At 58.9% G+C, this 17,669-nt stretch carries 18 protein-coding genes; 10 read left to right on the top strand and 8 right to left on the bottom strand.

Annotation, left to right across the window (positions count from 1 at the left end; translation table 11 throughout):
• Positions 1-528: 528 nt before the first annotated feature.
• The 4 genes from CX511_RS00950 to hemF form a co-directional block, all read right to left on the bottom strand.
• Positions 529-1,227 carry a DUF4225 domain-containing protein gene (locus CX511_RS00950; RefSeq protein ID WP_231353360.1) on the bottom strand — a complete coding sequence of 233 codons (699 nt, stop codon included), beginning with the start codon at positions 1,225-1,227 and terminating at the stop codon, positions 529-531.
• Positions 1,220-1,720: an Hcp family type VI secretion system effector gene (locus CX511_RS00945; protein WP_045186406.1), complete on the bottom strand. Its 501-nt coding sequence runs from the start codon at positions 1,718-1,720 to the stop codon at positions 1,220-1,222. Before CX511_RS00945 ends, CX511_RS00950 begins: the two co-directional genes overlap by 8 nt.
• 277 nt (positions 1,721-1,997) lie before the next feature.
• Positions 1,998-2,822, bottom strand: a complete 825-nt coding sequence (gene aroE, locus CX511_RS00940; protein WP_045186405.1) for a shikimate dehydrogenase — start codon at positions 2,820-2,822, stop codon at positions 1,998-2,000.
• Positions 2,823-2,877: 55 nt separating this feature from the next.
• On the bottom strand, positions 2,878-3,804 hold the full coding sequence (hemF, locus tag CX511_RS00935) for an oxygen-dependent coproporphyrinogen oxidase (protein ID WP_045186404.1): 927 nt from the start codon (positions 3,802-3,804) through the stop codon (positions 2,878-2,880).
• Between the two features lie 130 nt (positions 3,805-3,934).
• On the opposite strand from hemF, the gene CX511_RS00930 reads away from it, so the two are divergent.
• Positions 3,935-4,912: an NADPH:quinone reductase gene (locus CX511_RS00930; protein WP_045186403.1), complete on the top strand. Its 978-nt coding sequence runs from the start codon at positions 3,935-3,937 to the stop codon at positions 4,910-4,912.
• Between the two features lie 76 nt (positions 4,913-4,988).
• On the opposite strand, the gene tsaC is transcribed toward CX511_RS00930, so the two are convergent.
• Together tsaC and dprA are read right to left on the bottom strand one after the other, a co-directional pair.
• Entirely contained in the window at positions 4,989-5,546 is a 558-nt protein-coding gene (gene tsaC / locus CX511_RS00925) for an L-threonylcarbamoyladenylate synthase type 1 TsaC (protein ID WP_045186402.1), read from the bottom strand.
• 37 nt (positions 5,547-5,583) lie between these two features.
• Positions 5,584-6,690 (bottom strand): DNA-processing protein DprA, encoded by a 1,107-nt coding sequence (gene dprA, locus CX511_RS00920; protein ID WP_045186401.1) that lies wholly within the window; start codon positions 6,688-6,690, stop codon positions 5,584-5,586.
• 219 nt (positions 6,691-6,909) lie between these two features.
• On the opposite strand from dprA, the gene def reads away from it, so the two are divergent.
• The 5 genes from def to CX511_RS00895 are packed head-to-tail and all read left to right on the top strand — an operon-like array spanning position 6,910 to position 11,430.
• Positions 6,910-7,416: a peptide deformylase gene (def, locus tag CX511_RS00915; protein WP_045186398.1), complete on the top strand. Its 507-nt coding sequence runs from the start codon at positions 6,910-6,912 to the stop codon at positions 7,414-7,416.
• A 57-nt stretch (positions 7,417-7,473) separates the two neighbouring features.
• On the top strand, positions 7,474-8,406 hold the full coding sequence (fmt, locus tag CX511_RS00910; protein WP_045186396.1) for a methionyl-tRNA formyltransferase: 933 nt from the start codon (positions 7,474-7,476) through the stop codon (positions 8,404-8,406).
• Complete coding sequence (rsmB, locus tag CX511_RS00905) at positions 8,403-9,713, top strand: 16S rRNA (cytosine(967)-C(5))-methyltransferase RsmB (RefSeq protein WP_045186395.1); 1,311 nt, start codon at positions 8,403-8,405, stop codon at positions 9,711-9,713. The genes fmt and rsmB overlap by 4 nt, the downstream gene beginning before the upstream one ends.
• Positions 9,714-9,732: 19 nt before the next feature.
• Positions 9,733-11,106 carry a Trk system potassium transporter TrkA gene (gene trkA, locus CX511_RS00900; protein WP_038605126.1) on the top strand — a complete coding sequence of 458 codons (1,374 nt, stop codon included), beginning with the start codon at positions 9,733-9,735 and terminating at the stop codon, positions 11,104-11,106.
• A 12-nt stretch (positions 11,107-11,118) separates the two neighbouring features.
• The gene (locus CX511_RS00895; protein WP_045186393.1) at positions 11,119-11,430 is read left to right on the top strand and encodes a tetratricopeptide repeat protein; all 312 of its coding nucleotides are present in this window, start codon (positions 11,119-11,121) and stop codon (positions 11,428-11,430) included.
• Positions 11,431-11,577: 147 nt separating this feature from the next.
• Here CX511_RS00895 and CX511_RS00890 read toward each other — a convergent pair whose 3' ends face one another.
• Together CX511_RS00890 and CX511_RS00885 are read right to left on the bottom strand one after the other, a co-directional pair.
• Positions 11,578-12,465, bottom strand: a complete 888-nt coding sequence (locus CX511_RS00890; RefSeq protein ID WP_101293831.1) for a lysophospholipid acyltransferase — start codon at positions 12,463-12,465, stop codon at positions 11,578-11,580.
• Positions 12,466-12,504: 39 nt separating this feature from the next.
• Complete coding sequence (locus CX511_RS00885) at positions 12,505-13,056, bottom strand: DNA-3-methyladenine glycosylase I (RefSeq protein WP_045186391.1); 552 nt, start codon at positions 13,054-13,056, stop codon at positions 12,505-12,507.
• 82 nt (positions 13,057-13,138) lie between these two features.
• Here CX511_RS00885 and glyQ point away from each other — a divergent pair, with 82 nt between their 5' ends.
• The 4 genes from glyQ (at position 13,139) to CX511_RS00865 (ending at position 17,506) form a co-directional block, all read left to right on the top strand.
• A complete protein-coding gene (glyQ, locus tag CX511_RS00880) occupies positions 13,139-14,086 on the top strand; it encodes a glycine--tRNA ligase subunit alpha (RefSeq protein WP_045186390.1) in 948 nt (315 codons plus the stop codon).
• Positions 14,083-16,137: a glycine--tRNA ligase subunit beta gene (gene glyS, locus CX511_RS00875; RefSeq protein WP_101293832.1), complete on the top strand. Its 2,055-nt coding sequence runs from the start codon at positions 14,083-14,085 to the stop codon at positions 16,135-16,137. Before glyQ ends, glyS begins: the two co-directional genes overlap by 4 nt.
• 3 nt (positions 16,138-16,140) lie before the next feature.
• Positions 16,141-16,674, top strand: a complete 534-nt coding sequence (gene gmhB / locus CX511_RS00870) for a D-glycero-beta-D-manno-heptose 1,7-bisphosphate 7-phosphatase (RefSeq protein ID WP_045186387.1) — start codon at positions 16,141-16,143, stop codon at positions 16,672-16,674.
• A gap of 61 nt (positions 16,675-16,735) precedes the next feature.
• Entirely contained in the window at positions 16,736-17,506 is a 771-nt protein-coding gene (locus tag CX511_RS00865; protein WP_045186385.1) for a lysophospholipid acyltransferase family protein, read from the top strand.
• Positions 17,507-17,669 lie beyond the last annotated feature (163 nt).

Here is a 17,669-nt window from a genome sequence, read left to right as displayed (position 1 = left end):
AATATATGGTAACCATTGTCATACCAAACAGCTTGGACGCTTCTTCGCATACCTGGCGATCTTGCTTCATGGTGCTGGCATCGTAGTAAGCATGGGCATGGCAGCCCTTGATTCTGCTGAACTCTCCTGGCCAAAATTCGGGACACCAAACTACCTTCCACGACAATACACAGGGAATCACACCCTGCGCAGCTTGTGCTTTTGATTGAATCCGTAGAAGTTTACTGACTACTCTCTTGTTGCATTTACTCCTAGCTAGATCTAATATTTTTATGCATTCACATCCAAAGGACTCTGTAGAAATGTATACAATTAGATATTTAGTAAGCCTGGGCATAACAATTATTGCCGGCGCCATGCTCTACACAGCTATTATTATGTTTGGCATAACAAAACTATACCCTCTAGGAGAAACTCCATACTGGGTTACAAGCGGTACTTTGTTTGTTACCATTTCCGTTGCCGGCTTAAAATTTTACATCCCCAGGTTACGCAATACATGGCGATTATAACGACCTCACTAAAACATCAATTATTTATGGTTTCAGCTCGTTCTTCTGACACCATGGAGTTAATTGTAATCGAGTCAACTAACGCCTCAAAAAACAAAGCCAATCTTCCGGACTGCTGATACGCTGGTTCGTAATTAAGCGAATCTCGTCTGAAAAGCTGCACTGAATCCGTCTTTCGTATAAGTCGCACCATACCACTAGCCGATAAAAACAAGTCGATGGCACCATACGCCATATTCCCTTTGTAATCTTCTTCAAATATAGCTTGGTACGCACTCCTAGTTGGCCCACGTGCTGCTTCGATTGTCGGACCTTGATAAATATTCATCCCTCCTTCATAAATATTATTAACGCCATGCGCGACAAAAAACGCACCTACTGGCGCTCCCAAACCGTATGAAGACCCGGTAATCGCGATTCCAACTTCAACCTGCATGACGCCAGCTACGACCCCGATGCCATTTTGAGCATAAAAAGCCGCTTTGGAAGCCAGCTCGGCATACTCTGCGCTGATTTCTTGCACGCCATCCCAGGCACTTATTACACCTTCATTAACATCATTTATAATTTCGTTTACATAATCAGATATAACTGAACCAAACTGAAGCTGAATAATCCCATCATCAAAACGAGTAGCGCTTATGGTGCAACCCAATGCAACCAGGTCAGAGCCTGCTTTGGCCACATCATGAATATCACATGACTGCTCATTCACCTTCGTAACCCCAAGAAGCATAGGCACTTGTGCTTGCCTCGTGGTGTACCCAGCTAATGTCCCGATACCTAATAGCCAGAAGCTCCTGCGGCTGCGCGTCCCTCATATGAATGGCATGTGGCACCTGAACGCTTAAATTGGCAATACGTCCACCGGTTAACAACACGGTAAAGTACTTTTGGTGACCACCAACAGGTGAGGTGCGATAGAAATTGATTTTACACTCGATCTCTTCGCCTTCATGAAGGGCGCTGGCTAGCAACGGTGTAGATTTATCAATATTTTTTGTAATAACGACGGGCATATGTTTGCCACGACCACCTGACGTGCTGCCGTCATTACCACCTGCCATATTATGAGAGTAAGCCAGCACCATGATTTCGTCTTCGTGACCAGCTTGACACTTGTTCCCTATTGAATTTTGGCTAGAACAACCAGCGGAAATCAAACCTTGCTTTTTCCCGGTAATGGTCATGTAACTGTGATTAGCCATATCATCTTTCACTCCTGTGGTCAGAGTGAGCAGTCTATTGCGAATGAAGCAGGCCGACTGTAGGACGCGTCTGAAACGATATACAAAATATGTCGCACTTAGATTGCGCAGATCGATAAAAACCCGAGCAAGTAAGCAGCCCACCGCCTGCATCAGGCAGGCGGCAGCCTGACGCTGCATCGGGCGCGCCCACAGGTGATTGAGGAATTACACAAGCTGGAAGGGGGAGCGCTCTGCCCGATCCGCTTCAAGGAGTGAAACTATCGCGGGGCAAGCCTCAACCGCGGGCCAGTTGCCGACGCAGTTCATCCAACACCGGCGCGGTATCAGGCCGCACCCCACGCCAGATGAAGAACGCCTCGGCCGCCTGCTCAGCGAGCATGCCCAAACCGTCCAGGACCTTGGCGGCCTTGTGTTCGCTGGCCCAGCGGCAGAAGGGCGTCGGCTCTTTGCCGTACATCATGTCGTAGCACACGGTATTACCCGGCTCTATCAATGAGGCAGAAATCGGCGGCAGCTCACCGGCAAGGCTGGCAGACGTGGCATTGATGATCAGATCAACCGGCTCTTCCAGCCAGCTGAAGCCACTGGCAGCCACCGGCCCCAGGTCGGCGAACTCACGGGCCAGTTGTTCGGCTTTTTCCACGGTACGGTTGGCGATTACCAGTGAGGCGGGGTTGTGCGCCAACAGCGGCTCCAGCACGCCACGTACAGCACCACCGGCGCCGAGCAGGAGAATACGCTTGCCAGTCAATTGCACCCCGGCATTGACCGTCAGATCTCGGACCAGCCCAGCACCATCGGTATTGTCACCCTGCAAACTGCCATCCGCCTGTTTGCTCAGGGTGTTTACCGCGCCAGCGCGTTTAGCCCGCGGCGTCAGGCTATCGACCAGGCGATAAGCTTCTTCCTTAAACGGTACGGTGACGTTGGCACCCAGGCCCTGTTTGAAAAAACCCTGGGCACACATGGTGAAATCGTCCAGTGGCGCCAGCAAGGTGCTGTATTCCAGCTGTTGGCCGGTCTGGTCGGCAAACAGGCGATGGATCAGCGGCGATTTGCTGTGGCCGATCGGGTTGCCGAATACAACGTACTGGTCCATTCACGCGGTTCCTGGTTCAGGGCCGGAGCAACCGGCAAAGTTATCCACAGTGGTCTCAATGACCGGACTTGGCCTCGCCAAGCCAGTCGCGATCCTGCAGAAAATACTCGGTCAGGCGTGCTTCTTCACTACCCGGCGCAGGCTTCCAATCGTACCCCCAACGCACCTGGGGTGGCAGCGACATGAGGATCGATTCGGTACGACCACCCGATTGCAGACCAAACAAGGTGCCGCGGTCATAGACCAGGTTGAACTCGACGTAGCGGCCGCGACGGAATTCCTGGAATTCGCGCTGCTCGGCGGTGTAGGCCGCAGCCTTGCGGCGCTGGACGATGGGCAGGTAGGCCTCGATGTAGGCATCACCAATGGCGCGCATGAAGGCGAAGCAGGTGTCGAAGTCCCACTCGTTCAAGTCATCGAAGAACAGCCCGCCGATCCCGCGTGGCTCGCCGCGATGCTTGAGGTGGAAGTAACGGTCGCACCAGGCCTTGTAGCGTGGATAGACATCCGCACCGAAAGGCGCACAGGCGCGCTCGGCGACTTGGTGCCAGTGCAGACAGTCTTCTTCGTTGCCGTAGTAGGGGGTCAGGTCGAAGCCGCCGCCGAACCACCAGACCGCTTCTTCACCTTCTTTCTCGGCGATAAAGAACCGCACGTTGGCGTGTGAGGTCGGCACATGCGGGTTGTGCGGGTGAATAACCAGCGACACCCCCAAGGCCTCGAAACCACGTCCAGCCAACTCGGGTCGATGGGCGCTGGCCGAAGGCGGCAGGCCGCTGCCGAAGACGTGGGAGAAGTTCACCCCACCTTTTTCAATCACCTTGCCTTCACCGATCACGCGGGTCCGTCCACCACCGCCAGCTTCACGCGTCCAGGCGTCTTCGACAAAACGGGCGCCGCCGTCTTCGGATTCGAGGGCGGCACAAATACGGTCTTGCAAGTCGAGCAGGTAGGCTTTCACGGCCTCGGTGCGGCTAGTCATCAGGTCACCTGGAAGCGGGCATGAGCAAATTCGGCGCGTAGCATACCACCGGCAACCGGCTGGCCGCAGTTGACGGCGATCAAGCAAAGGCGTCCGATAGGGGTTTTGCGAACCCGACAGGAGAGTGCAGATGGCCAAGCGTATCCAGTTCAGCCAGCATGGGGGCCCAGAGGTCCTGCAACTGGTCGATTTCGAACCTGCCGCCCCCGGCCCACAGCAGGTGCTCGTACGCAATCAGGCCATCGGCCTGAATTTTATCGACACTTACTTTCGCAGCGGCCTGTATGCGCCACCGGCGTTGCCCTCGGGCTTGGGCACCGAAGGAGCCGGGGTTGTCGAGGCCGTCGGCGAGCAGGTCACACGACTCAAGGTCGGCGACCGCGTGGCCTATGCCGGCGGACCATTGGGCGCCTACAGCGAAGTACATGTGCTGCCGGAAGCCAACCTGGTCAAACTCCCCGACAACATCAGCTTTGAACAGGCTGCAGCGGTCATGCTCAAGGGCCTGACTGTGCAATATCTGCTCAAACAAACCTATGCGGTACAACCGGGCGACACCATTCTGTTCCACGCGGCCGCCGGTGGTGTGGGTTCGCTGGCCTGCCAATGGGCCAAAGCCTTGGGGGCGAAGTTGATCGGCACTGTCAGCTCGGCGGAAAAAGCCGAGCGGGCCAAAGCGCTGGGCGCCTGGGCGACCATCGACTATAGCCATGAAGATGTAGCTCAACGCGTGCTGGCGCTGACTGATGGCAAGAAGTGCCCGGTGGTCTACGACGGCGTAGGTCAGGACACCTGGCTGACCTCACTGGATTGCCTGGCGCCACGCGGGCTGATGGTCAGCTTCGGTAACGCCTCAGGCGCGGTCAGTGGCGTGAACCTGGGGATTCTGGCGCAGAAGGGTTCGCTGTATGTCACTCGCCCAACCCTTGCCAGCTACGCCAACAATGCCGAAAACACTCAGGCGATGGCTGATGACCTGTTTGCCATGATCGCCAGCGGCCAATTGACGGTGGATATCCAGCAACGTTACCCGCTGAGTGAAGCGGCCAAGGCGCAGACCGAGCTGTCGGCGCGGCGGACGGTGGGGTCTACGGTGTTGTTGCCTTGAGATTGAGTTGAGTTCAAGAGCCGGCAAGACCGGCTCCCACCAGGGTGCGGGAGCCGGTCTTGCCGGCGATAAGGTCTCAACCTGCCCGCACCACATCTCCAGTCACTAGATCGCGAATCACACTTGGATTGCGTCGCCCACCCAATGCGCCGCCCAGGACCAGGTCCAGTTGCCCACGGAAATACTGCTCGACGCGCAAACGTGACTTCGCAGCGGGACGGCCCTGAGGGTTGGCAGACGTCGATACCAGCGGCCCAACCAGAGAGCACAGCTCACGTATCACAGGATGGTCGCTGACACGCAGGGCTACGGTGTCGTGCACCCCGGTAATCCACTCCGGCAACATGTTCTGATGCGGCACCAGCCAGGTGTTCGGCCCAGGCCAGGTACTGCCCATGCGGTCGAGCCAGACTTCGGGGAAATCCTCGAACAAAAAGTCGAATTGGCGGATGTTATCGGCAACCAGGATCACCCCCTTGTCGACCGAGCGCGACTTGATCGCCAGTAAGCGATCCACTGCTTCCTCGTTCCAGGGATCACAGCCCAAACCCCAAACGGCCTCGGTTGGATAGGCAATAACCGCACCGGCCCGAATTTCACGCGCGGCTTGTTGCACACGCCAACTGCTCACCATTGCTATCACTCCGCATAAAGGCTAACCAGCAGTTTACTTAGCTAGGCCGGGCAAACCAACGCCCAGCTTCATTACACACCCGTCCGGCCACTTCAAGATCGGTTAACGCCGCCAGCACTTTGGACAACGGCCAGCCGCTACTGTTGGCCAGTGCTTCGCTGGTTTGCGGCGCTGCCAGCAACAAGGCTTCAAGCGCATGCCGGCTGCCAACGGCCTCGGCGTCCTGCACCGGCGGCAATCGCTGCCAGCCTTGCAGGGTTTCGACAATCTGCTCGACGCTCTCCACCAACAACGCCCCATCACGAATCAGCTGGTGACAGCCCTTGGACCCCGGATGATGGATCGAACCGGGAATGGCATAGACCTCACGCCCTTGTTCGGCTGCCAAGCGTGCGGTGATCAGCGAACCACTGGCCAAACTCGCTTCAACCACCAACACACCCAGCGACAGACCGCTGATGATGCGATTACGGCGGGGGAAATTAGCCGCCACCGGCCCGGCATCCAAGGGAAATTCGGAAATCACGGCACTGCCCTGTTCGATCATCGCCGCGGCCAACGCTCGATGCCGTTGTGGATAAAGTTTCTGCAGGCCAGTTCCCAACACCGCGACCGTCTGCCCATCGACATCCAGCGCAGCCTGATGGGCGGCACCGTCGATCCCCAGAGCCAAGCCGCTGGTGATCACAAATCCACCCTGTGCCAGGTGCCGGGAAAAGGCGGCAGCAGTGTCCAGTGCCGGGGGCGATGCGCGGCGACTGCCGACGATCGCCAGTTGTGGTTTTTCCAGCAGAGCAGGGTTGCCAGCGACAAACAGCAAGGGTGGCGCGGCATCCACTTCCGCCAGCAGGCCGGGGTAGGCAGGATCATCCCACATCAGCAAATGCTGGTCGCGACGCTCTAGCCAGGCCAATGCGGCTGCAGCGCCGTCGCGCACTTCAGGGCTACGCCGGGCATGAGCACTGACATCGGGAAGCCCCAACGCTCTCCAGGCACTGGCCGGCGCACTGAACGCCGCCGATGCGCTACCGAATGCCTGCAGGAGCGAATGAAAACGTTTCGGCCCTAGCCCAGGCAAACGGTGCAGGCGCAATCGCGCTTCGAGTTCGGCAGGTGAGCAGGCCCGATAAGCGGGTTGTGGCATAACGATCATCCTTGATCGAGTGAGTTGAACGCACACTGCACAAGCTGTGGATAACTCTGTTGATAATACTTTGACAACCGGTTGAAAGATTTCCCTGCCCGGCAGTTTTTGTGGCTGCCTGAAACCTTAGCTGACCTTTGCCAGGTGCCGAATGCGCTGAATCCCTTTATTATGTGTACTCATGTTTGTAATTCATCGCACAGTGCAGCTCATACGCTTATGGCCATTCTGAACATCCTCGAATTCCCGGACCCGCGTCTTCGCACCATCGCCAAACCGGTGGACGTAGTCGACGACGGCGTTCGCCAGTTGATCGATGACATGTTTGAAACCATGTACGAAGCCCCTGGCATCGGCCTGGCGGCAACCCAGATCAACGTGCACAAACGCATCGTGGTCATGGACCTGAGCGAAGATCGCAGCGAACCACGGGTGTTCATCAACCCCGAGCTCGAGATGCTCACCGACGAAATGGATCAGTACCAGGAAGGTTGCCTGTCGGTACCCGGGTTCTACGAGAACGTTGATCGCCCAGTACGGGTCAAGGTCAAGGCGCTGGATCGCGATGGCAAGCCCTACGAGCTGATTGCCGAAGGCCTGCTGGCCGTGTGCATCCAGCACGAATGCGATCATCTTAACGGCAAATTGTTCGTCGATTACCTGTCGACGCTCAAACGTGACCGAATCAAGAAAAAGCTGGAAAAACAGCATCGCCAGCAAGCTTGATCTCCTCTTTCCAAAGGCTTGCTCCGGCAAGCCTTTTTCTTTTTAAGCGAGAACTCCATGCGCATTGTCTTTGCAGGCACCCCAGAGTTTGCCGCCGAACACCTCAAGGCCTTGATCGACAGCCCCTACGAAGTGGTGGCCGTCTACACCCAACCAGACCGTCCGGCCGGGCGCGGGCAAAAGCTGATGCCCAGTGCGGTCAAGCAACTGGCTGTGGATAACGGCATTCAAGTCCTGCAACCGCCGACCCTGCGCAATGCTGAAGCTCAAGCTGAACTGGCTGCGCTGCAGCCGGACCTGATGGTCGTGGTCGCCTACGGCCTGATCCTGCCGCAAGCGGTGCTGGACATCCCGCGCCTGGGTTGCATCAACAGCCATGCCTCGCTGCTGCCACGCTGGCGCGGTGCCGCGCCGATCCAGCGCGCGGTGGAAGCCGGTGACAGCGAAAGCGGCGTGACCGTGATGCGAATGGAAGCCGGCCTGGATACCGGTCCGATGCTGCTGAAAGTGTCTACCCCAATCAGCGCCACCGACACCGGCGGCAGCCTGCATGACCGTCTTGCCCAGATGGGCCCACCAGCAGTCCTGCAAGCCGTCGCCGGCCTGGCCGCTGGCACGCTGCAAGGTGAAGTCCAGGACGACAGCCTGGCCACCTACGCCCACAAGCTGAACAAAGACGAAGCGCGCCTGGACTGGAGCCGCCCAGCCGTCGAGCTGGAGCGCCTGGTTCGCGCCTTCAATCCCTGGCCGATCTGCCACAGCACCCTCAACGGTGAAGCAGTGAAAGTGCTCGCTGCGAGCTTATCCACAGCTAGCGGCGCACCAGGTGAAATCCTTGAGGCCAGCAAAGACGGTCTGATCGTTGCCTGTGGTGAACAGGCCTTGTGCCTGACCCGCCTGCAACTGCCGGGTGGCAAGGCGCTTAACTTCAGCGACCTGTTCAACAGCCGCCGCGAGAAGTTCGCTACCGGCACGGTACTCGGTCAATGAACCCACGTCTGGCAGCCGCCCGCGCCCTGGCGGCAGTACTCAGCGGCAAAGCTTCTTTGAACAGCTCGTTGCCCGCTCAACTGGACAAAGTCGAGTTGCGTGACCGTGGCCTGACCCAGGACCTGGCGTTCGGTACCGCACGCTGGCAGCCAAGGCTCTCGGCCTTGGCTGAACGTCTGCTGCAAAAACCGTTCAAGGCAGCCGATGCCGATGTCGAAGCCTTGCTTCTGGTTGGCCTGTATCAACTGCTCTACACCCGCGTTCCCGCTCATGCGGCAATCGGTGAAACGGTTGGCTGTGCCGACAAGCTGAAAAAGCCTTGGGCCAAGGCCCTGCTCAATGCCGTACTGCGCCGCGCGCAACGCGAAAGCACCGACATCTTCGCGGAGCTTGAGCGTGATCCAGTGGTGCGCACAGCCCATCCGCGGTGGCTGCAGAAGTCGCTCAAGGCCTTCTGGCCTGACCAGTGGGAAGCCATTTGCGCCGCGAACAATGCCCACCCGCCGATGATCCTGCGGGTCAATCGCCGTCACCACAGTCGTGAGGGCTACCTTGAACTGTTGCGGGCAGCGGGCCTTGAAGCCAGCGCCTGCCAATACAGCGTCGATGGCATCCTTCTCGCCCAGGCCTGCGATGTGCGCGGTCTGCCTGGGTTCGATCAGGGCTGGATCAGCGTCCAGGACGAAGCGGCGCAACTGGCTGCCGACCTGCTCGACCTCGCGCCTGGCCAGCGGGTGCTCGATGCCTGCTGTGCACCTGGCGGCAAGACCTGCCACCTGCTCGAAGCCGAGGCAAAACTGGAGGCCGTGGTTGCCATTGACCTGGAAGCCAAACGTCTGGTGCGGGTCCGGGAAAACCTCGACCGTCTGGGCCTGGATGCCCAGCTGATTGCCTGTGATGCCCGCGATACCGCCAGTTGGTGGGACGGCAAGGGTTTCCAGCGCATCCTGCTGGATGCACCGTGCTCTGCCACCGGCGTCATTCGCCGTCATCCAGACATCAAGATGACCCGCCAGGCCGACGATATTCCGGCCTTGGCTGCGTTGCAGGGCGAGCTACTCGACGCCCTGTGGCCGACCCTCGAAGTCGGCGGCATCCTGCTGTATGCCACCTGCTCGAGCCTGCCGACGGAAAACACTGAAGTCATCGAGGCATTCCTCGCCCGTACGCCAGGTGCCCGCGAGCTGGACCTGGCGACCCAGGCCGGCCTGCGCCAGCCGCACGGCCGCCAGTTACTGGCCCAGGAAGGCGGACACGATGGCTTCTACTATGCCAAGCTGATCAAAATCGCCGCCACGCGCGGATAACAAGAGAAGGGAAGAGCGGATGAAGATCATCATCCTGGGCGCAGGACAGGTCGGCGGTACGCTGGCCGAGCACCTGGCCAGCGAAGCCAACGACATCACTGTGGTCGACACCGATGGCGAGCGCCTGCGCGACCTCGGCGACCGCCTGGACATCCGCACCGTCCAGGGCCGCGCCTCGTTCCCAACAGTTCTGCGCCAGGCTGGTGCCGACGATGCCGACATGCTGGTAGCGGTGACCAACAGTGACGAGACCAACATGGTCGCCTGCCAGGTCGCCTACACCCTGTTCCACACCCCAACCAAGATTGCCCGGGTGCGTGAGTCGGCCTACCTGACCCGCGCCGGCCTGTTCGACAATGACGCCATCCCTGTCGATGTACTGATCAGCCCTGAGCAAGTGGTAACCCATTACATCAAGCGCCTGATTGAGCACCCAGGTGCCCTGCAGGTGATCGACTTCGCCGAAGGCAAAGCCCAGCTGGTAGCGGTCAAGGCTTACTACGGCGGGCCGTTGGTCGGTCAGCAACTGCGCCAGATCCGTGAGCACATGCCCAACGTCGATACCCGCGTCGCGGCGATCTTCCGCCGTGACCGGCCGATTCTGCCCCAGGGCGACACGGTGATCGAGGCCGACGACGAAGTCTTCTTCATTGCCGCCAAAGCTCACATCCGTGCGGTGATGGGTGAGTTGCGACGCATCGATGAGACCAACAAGCGGGTGGTCATCGCCGGTGGCGGGCAGATCGGCGAACGCCTGGCCGAGGCAATCGAAAGTCGCTACCAGGTGAAGATCATCGAGATGAACCCGGCACGCTGCCGTTACCTCTCCGACACCCTGGACAGCACTGTAGTGTTGCAAGGCAGCGCCTCGGACCGTGACCTGATGCTTGAAGAGAACATCGCCGAAGCCGATATCTTCCTGGCCCTGACCAACGATGACGAGGCCAACATCATGTCCTCGCTGCTGGCCAAACGCCTGGGCGCGCGCAAGGTGATGACCATCATCAACAACCCGGCTTATGTCGACCTGGTCCAAGGTGGTGACATCGACATCGCCATCAGCCCGCAGCTGGCCACCATTGGCACCTTGCTCGCCCACGTGCGCCGTGGCGACATCGTCAGCGTGCACTCACTGCGCCGCGGTGCAGCTGAGGCTATCGAGGCGATCGCCCATGGCGACTCGAAATCGAGCAAGGTGATCGGCAAGGCCATCGAAGACATCGCCCTGCCGCCAGGCACCACCATCGGCGCGATCATTCGTGACGAAGAAGTGCTTATCGCCCACGACGACACAGTGATCGAAGCAGGTGACCACGTGATCCTCTTCGTTGTGGATAAGAAGTACATCCGTGACGTCGAGAAGCTGTTCCATGTAGGGTTGAGCTTCTTCTAAGAGGGAGCAGACATGCGCGAATCACTGGAAAAGATGCTGGCCAAGGGTGTGGATAACGCCCTGCTGCGCTTCGGCCTGGGCAAAGCCTGGCTGGACGAAGGCAATGGCGTCGAGGCCGCTGTGCACCTGCAACGCTGCGTCGAATTCGATCCGAAGTATTCGGCGGCGTGGAAACTGTTGGGCAAGGCGTATCAGCTGCAGGGTGACCTGGCAGGTGCACGGCAGTCTTGGCAGCAGGGGTTGGAAGCGGCCAAGGCGCATGGTGACAAGCAGGCCGAGAAAGAGATGACGGTGTTTCTCAAGAAGCTGGATAAAGCGGTTTAGGACCGCTCCTACAGGCTGGATACCTCGTAGCCGCTGCCGCCAGGCTGCGATCGACTGCGTAGCAGTCGTAATCCAGGCACCTCGGTGGGGCAGGATTTACGGCCGCTTCGCGACCGATCGCAGCCTGGCGGCAGCGGTTACAAAGAGTCAGTACCAGCGCGCCTCTCCGGGCGGACGCTTCTTGAAGCGCTTCATGCTCCACATGTATTGGCTCGGATAAGCCCGCACATAGCGCTCAACCACCTGACTCATCGCAGCAGCCGAGGTCTCGGTATCTTCGCTGTACATCGCTTCAGGGGCCGCTTCCAGGATCACCTTGAAGCCGGAACCGTCCGGCAGGCGCAGGGCATGCAGGAACACCCCAACCGCCTTGCCGCCTGCGAGCATGTTGGGCACGAACTTGCTGGTCAGCGCCTTGGTGGCAAAGAAAGGCACGAAGACGCCCGCCGACTCGGCTGGCTCCGGGTCTGCCGGAATACCCACCTGACCCCCTTTGCGCACTTCCTTGATAATGCTCAGGATGCCTTCCTTGGTGGAAGCCGCCACGCGGTTACCCAGCTGCACACGCTGTTCACGCAACAGATCATCGACCGCCTTAAGCTTGGGCGGACGGTAGAAAATAATCGGTTTGCACTGGTTGCAATAGAAGTGATTAAGCACTTCCCAGTTGCCCAGGTGGCTGGTGATGCCAACCACACCCTTACCCGAGGCCAGCGCCGCCTGCAGCACTTCCAGGCCTTCAACTTCGCGAACCAGATCAATCGAGCGTTGAGCGGGCCAGATCCAGGCGCAGGCGCTTTCGGTAAAGGATTTGCCGATGTCCTTCAGGGTCTGACCGACCAGTTTCTCGCGTGCCACCGGATCCATCTCCGGAAAACACTTGGCCAGGTTGATACGCACCACCTCGCGCGAACTGTTCGGCAGCTTCCACATCAGCCAGCCAATGGCCGCTCCGACTCGCTGCACCGCACCCCAAGGAAGCTTGGCAAACAATCGCAACGCCCCGACCATCAAGGCGCCCTTGAACTTATCCACAGGCTGGTTCCTCTTTCTGCAAGCCGACCATTGTACTCCTCAGCGCAGCAACGCGGCGTAGCGATCACAATCGATGGTGTGATCCATGACCATGCCAGTGGCCTGCATGAAGGCGTAGCAGATGGTCGGCCCAACAAAAGTGAAGCCAGCCTTTTGTAATGCCTTGCTCATGGCCTTGGCTTCATCAGTGACGGCCGGAACGTCACTACGCTGGCTGAAATGATTGATTTTCGGTGCGCCGCCGACAAATGACCAAAGCCACTCGCCGGGGTTCTCCAGCTCCAGCCAGGCACGTGCATTGCGTCGTGCAGCGTTGAGCTTGAGACGGTTGCGGATAATGCCGGGGTCGAGCATCCGCTCCTCAATCTCTTCGTCACTCATCTGCGCCAGACGCTGCGGATCAAAGCCGAACAGCACTTGACGATAACGCTCTCGCTTCTTCAGCACCGTGATCCACGACAGCCCAGCCTGGAAGCCTTCGAGCAACAGCATCTCGAACAACTGACCCGGCTCGCGCTGCGGCGTGCCCCACTCCTGATCGTGATAAGCCTGGTAAAGCGGATCATCGGTACACCAAAAGCAACGTGGCATAAGGCTCCAAGGGTAGAGGCTCGGACGAATCGGGTTATACTCCCGCTCTTTATATTCGCAGCCCTAGAAACAGGTGAATTTTGTGAGCCAGCCTACGCCAGCCGTGCGTACCTTCCAAGACTTGATCCTCGCCCTGCAGAACTACTGGGCCGAGCAAGGTTGTGTGGTACTTCAGCCCTACGATATGGAAGTAGGCGCCGGCACTTTCCATACCGCCACGTTCCTGCGCGCCGTCGGCCCAGAAAACTGGAACGCCGCCTATGTACAGCCGAGCCGTCGCCCGGCTGACGGTCGCTATGGTGAAAACCCCAACCGCCTGCAGCACTACTACCAGTTCCAGGTCGTGCTCAAGCCAAACCCGGCGAATTTCCAGGAACTGTACCTGGGCTCGCTGAAGGCCATCGGCCTCGACCCGCTGGTGCACGACATTCGTTTCGTCGAAGACAACTGGGAATCGCCGACCCTCGGTGCCTGGGGTCTGGGTTGGGAAATCTGGCTCAACGGCATGGAAGTCACCCAGTTCACCTACTTCCAGCAAGTAGGCGGTCTTGAGTGCATGCCGGTCACCGGTGAAATCACCTATGGCCTGGAGCGTCTGGCCATGTACCTGCAGGGTGTCGACTCGGTCTACGACCTGGTCTGGACCGACGGTCCGTTCGGCAAGGTGACCTATGGCGACGTGTTCCACCAGAACGAAGTGGAGCAATCGACCTACAACTTCGAACACGCCAATGTCGAGAAGCTGTTCGAACTGTTCGATTTCTACGAAAGCGAAGCCAATCGCCTGATCGAGCTGGAGCTGCCGCTGCCGACCTACGAAATGGTCCTCAAGGCCTCGCACACCTTCAACCTGCTCGACGCCCGCCGTGCTATCTCGGTGACCGCACGTCAGCAGTACATCCTGCGCGTACGTACCCTGGCCCGGGCCGTGGCGCAAAGCTACCTGCAAGCCCGCGCCAAGCTGGGCTTCCCGATGGCGTCCCCCGAATTGCGTGATGAAGCATTGGCCAAGCTGGAGGCTGCACAATGAGTGCTCAAGATTTCCTGGTTGAACTGGGCACCGAAGAACTGCCGCCAAAAGCCCTGAGCGCCCTGGCTGACGCGTTTCTCGCCGGCATTGAAAAAGGCCTGCAGGCCGCTGGCCTGAACTACAACGGCAAGCAGGTATACGCCGCACCGCGCCGCCTGGCCGTGCTGATCCGTCAGCTGGACACCCAGCAGCCGGACCGCAGCATCAACGTCGATGGCCCGCCCCGTCAGGCCGCGTTCGATGCCGAAGGCAATCCGACCCAAGCGGCGCTTGGTTTTGCCAAGAAGTGCGGCGTAGAGCTGGCAGAAATCGACCAGAGCGGCGCGAAGCTGCGCTTCTCCCAGCACATTCCAGGCAAGGCCACCGCCAGCCTGCTGCCCACCATCGTTGAAGATTCGCTGAACGACCTGCCGATCCCGAAGCGCATGCGTTGGGGTGCTCGCAAGGAAGAGTTCGTGCGTCCGACCCAATGGCTGGTAATGCTGCTGGGCGACACAGTCGTCGACTGCACCATCCTCGCCCAGACGGCAGGCCGTGATTCGCGTGGTCATCGCTTCCACCACCCGGAAGACGTGCGCATCAGCGCTCCAGCGAACTACCTGGAAGACCTGCGCAAGGCCTACGTGCTGGCTGATTTTGCCGAGCGTCGCGAGATCATCAGCAAGCGTACCGCCGAACTCGCCCTGCAGCAGGAAGGTACTGCCATCGTACCGCCGGCGTTGCTCGATGAAGTGACCGCGCTGGTTGAGTGGCCAGTGCCACTGGTCTGCTCGTTCGAGGAACGCTTCCTCGAAGTGCCACAGGAAGCGTTGATCACCACCATGCAGGACAACCAGAAGTACTTCTGCCTGCTGGATGCCGACGGCAAGCTGCTGCCACGCTTCATCACTGTGGCCAACGTCGAAAGCCGCGATCCAAAGCAGATCGTCGAAGGTAACGAGAAGGTCGTGCGCCCACGCCTGACCGACGCCGAGTTCTTCTTCAAGCAAGACAAAAAGCAGCCACTGGCAAGCTTCAACGAGCGCCTCAAGAACGTGGTGTTCCAGGCTCAACTGGGTAGCGTCTACGACAAAGCCGAGCGCGTTTCCAAGCTGGCTGCATTCATTGCCCAGCGCATTGGCGGCGACGCCGAGCGCGCGGCCCGTGCCGGCCTGCTGTCGAAGTGCGATCTGGCTACCGAGATGGTCGGTGAGTTCCCTGAAATGCAAGGTGTTGCCGGCTACTACTACGCCCTCAACGATGGCGAGCCAGAAGATGTTGCCCTGGCCCTGAACGAGCAGTACATGCCGCGCGGTGCCGGTGCGGAACTGCCGTCGACTCTGACCGGCGCGGCCGTGGCCATCGCCGACAAGCTCGACACCCTGGTCGGTATCTTCGGTATCGGCATGCTCCCGACCGGTAGCAAAGACCCCTACGCTCTGCGTCGTGCGGCGCTGGGCGTGCTGCGGATCCTGATCGAGAAGCAGCTGGACCTGAACCTGAACGAAGCAGTGGAATTCGCTGTTGCTCAATTCGGCGCCAAGGTTAAAGCCGCAGGTCTGGGCGACCAGGTGCTGGAGTTCGTCTTCGACCGTCTGCGTGCGCGTTACGAAGATGAAGGCATCGACGTTGCTACCTACCTGTCGGTACGTGCCCTCAAGCCGGGCTCGGCCCTGGACTTCGACCAACGCGTACAGGCTGTACAAGCCTTCCGTCAGCTGCCTGAAGCCGCTGCCCTGGCCGCGGTGAACAAGCGCGTGTCGAACCTGCTGAGCAAAGCAGAAGGCGCGGTAGCGTCCACGGTTGAGCCGAAGTACTTCGACAATGCCAACGAGTTCTCCCTGTACTCGGCAATCCAGCAAGCCGATCAGGCCGTGCAACCGATGGCTGCTGCGCGTCAGTACAGCGAATCGCTGGCACGTTTGGCGGCACTGCGTGAACCGGTCGACGCCTTCTTCGAGGCGGTGATGGTCAACGCCGATGACGCTAATGTACGAGCCAACCGTTATGCCTTGCTCAGCCGCCTGCGCGGTCTGTTCCTGGGCGTGGCCGACATTTCGCTGCTGGGGTAAGTCTTGAAACTGCTGATTCTCGATCGAGACGGAGTGATCAACCAGGACTCCGACGCCTACATCAAGTCGCTGGAAGAATGGATACCCATCCCCGGTTCGATTGAGGCCATTGCGCAGTTGAGCAAAGCCGGCTGGACGGTGGCAGTCGCCACCAACCAGTCCGGTATCGCTCGCGGCTACTACGACCTGGCAACCCTCGAGGCCATGCATACGCGCCTGCGCGCACTGGTGGCCGAACAGGGCGGCGAGGTCGGCCTGATCGTGCATTGCCCACATGGCCCGGATGACGGCTGTGATTGCCGCAAACCCAAGCCGGGCATGCTGCGAACCATCGCCGCGCATTACCAGCTTGATCTGGCCGGCGTGTGGTTTGTCGGTGACAGTAAGGGTGACCTGGAAGCCGCATTGACCGTCGATGCTCAACCGATTCTGGTAAAAACCGGAAAAGGCGAGAGGACCCTGAGCAAGGGAATTCCTCAAGGAACGTTGATTTTCGATGATCTGGCAGCCATCGCCAGAGAACTTATCCACAAATAGGGCGTCTGCGAACCAGGCGCACTTTTACTAGGCGGGCAAGCCCGCAACGGTACATGCCGCTATGTCGATCCTGCAGGCGATCAGAATTTTTCTTTTTTACCTGCTGCTGGGTACCAGCTCCTTGCTGTGGTGCACCCTGAGCTTTTTTATCGCGCCGTTTCTGCCATTCAGCGCCCGTTACCGCTTCATCAATGTCTACTGGTGCCGCTTCGCACTGGTGTTGGTGCGGGTATTCCTGAACATCAAGGTCAAGGTAACTGGGGCCGAAAACATCCCCAAGCAACCCTGTGTGATTCTGTCCAATCACCAGAGCACCTGGGAGACCTTCTTCCTCTCTGCCTATTTTTCACCGTTGAGCCAAGTGCTCAAACGTGAACTGCTGTACGTGCCGTTCTTCGGCTGGGCCATGGCCATGCTGCGGCCAATCGCCATTGATCGTGACAACCCCAAGGCCGCCCTCAAGCAAGTCGCCAGCGAAGGCGACAAGCTGCTCAAGGATGGCGTCTGGGTCCTGATCTTCCCGGAAGGCACCCGTGTGCCGTTCGGTCAAATCGGCAAATTTTCCCGCGGCGGCACCGCCCTCGCAGTAAATGCGGGTCTGCCAGTCCTGCCGATTGCCCACAACGCCGGCAAGTTCTGGCCCAAGGAAGGCTGGAGCAAACGTGCCGGAACCATCGAAGTGGTAATCGGTGCGCCGATGTTCGCAGAAGGCACTGGCCCACGCGCCATTGCCGAGCTCAACGACCGCGCAGCGGCCTGGAACGAGCAGACCCAGCGCGACTTGGGGTCATTGCCTGCGCAAGCACCTAACGCTGCTCAGGGCGTTGCCTGACGAACTGTGGATAACTTGTGTACAGTATTTGGATCTTTCTCTTAAAAATTAGCTAAGTGCTTAATTTACTTACTTATTTCTCTGTATGACTGTTTTCTGAAAATCGTGCATAAGTTTTTCAACGGCATAAAAAAACCGGCGCTTAGCCGGTTTTTTTGTAGCG

Origin of the sequence: Pseudomonas sp. S06B 330 (genome assembly GCF_002845275.2) — a bacterium.
GTDB lineage: Bacteria > Pseudomonadota > Gammaproteobacteria > Pseudomonadales > Pseudomonadaceae > Aquipseudomonas.
Note: the sequence above shows the minus strand (reverse complement) of the source record. Positions and strands in the feature narration are given on the sequence as shown.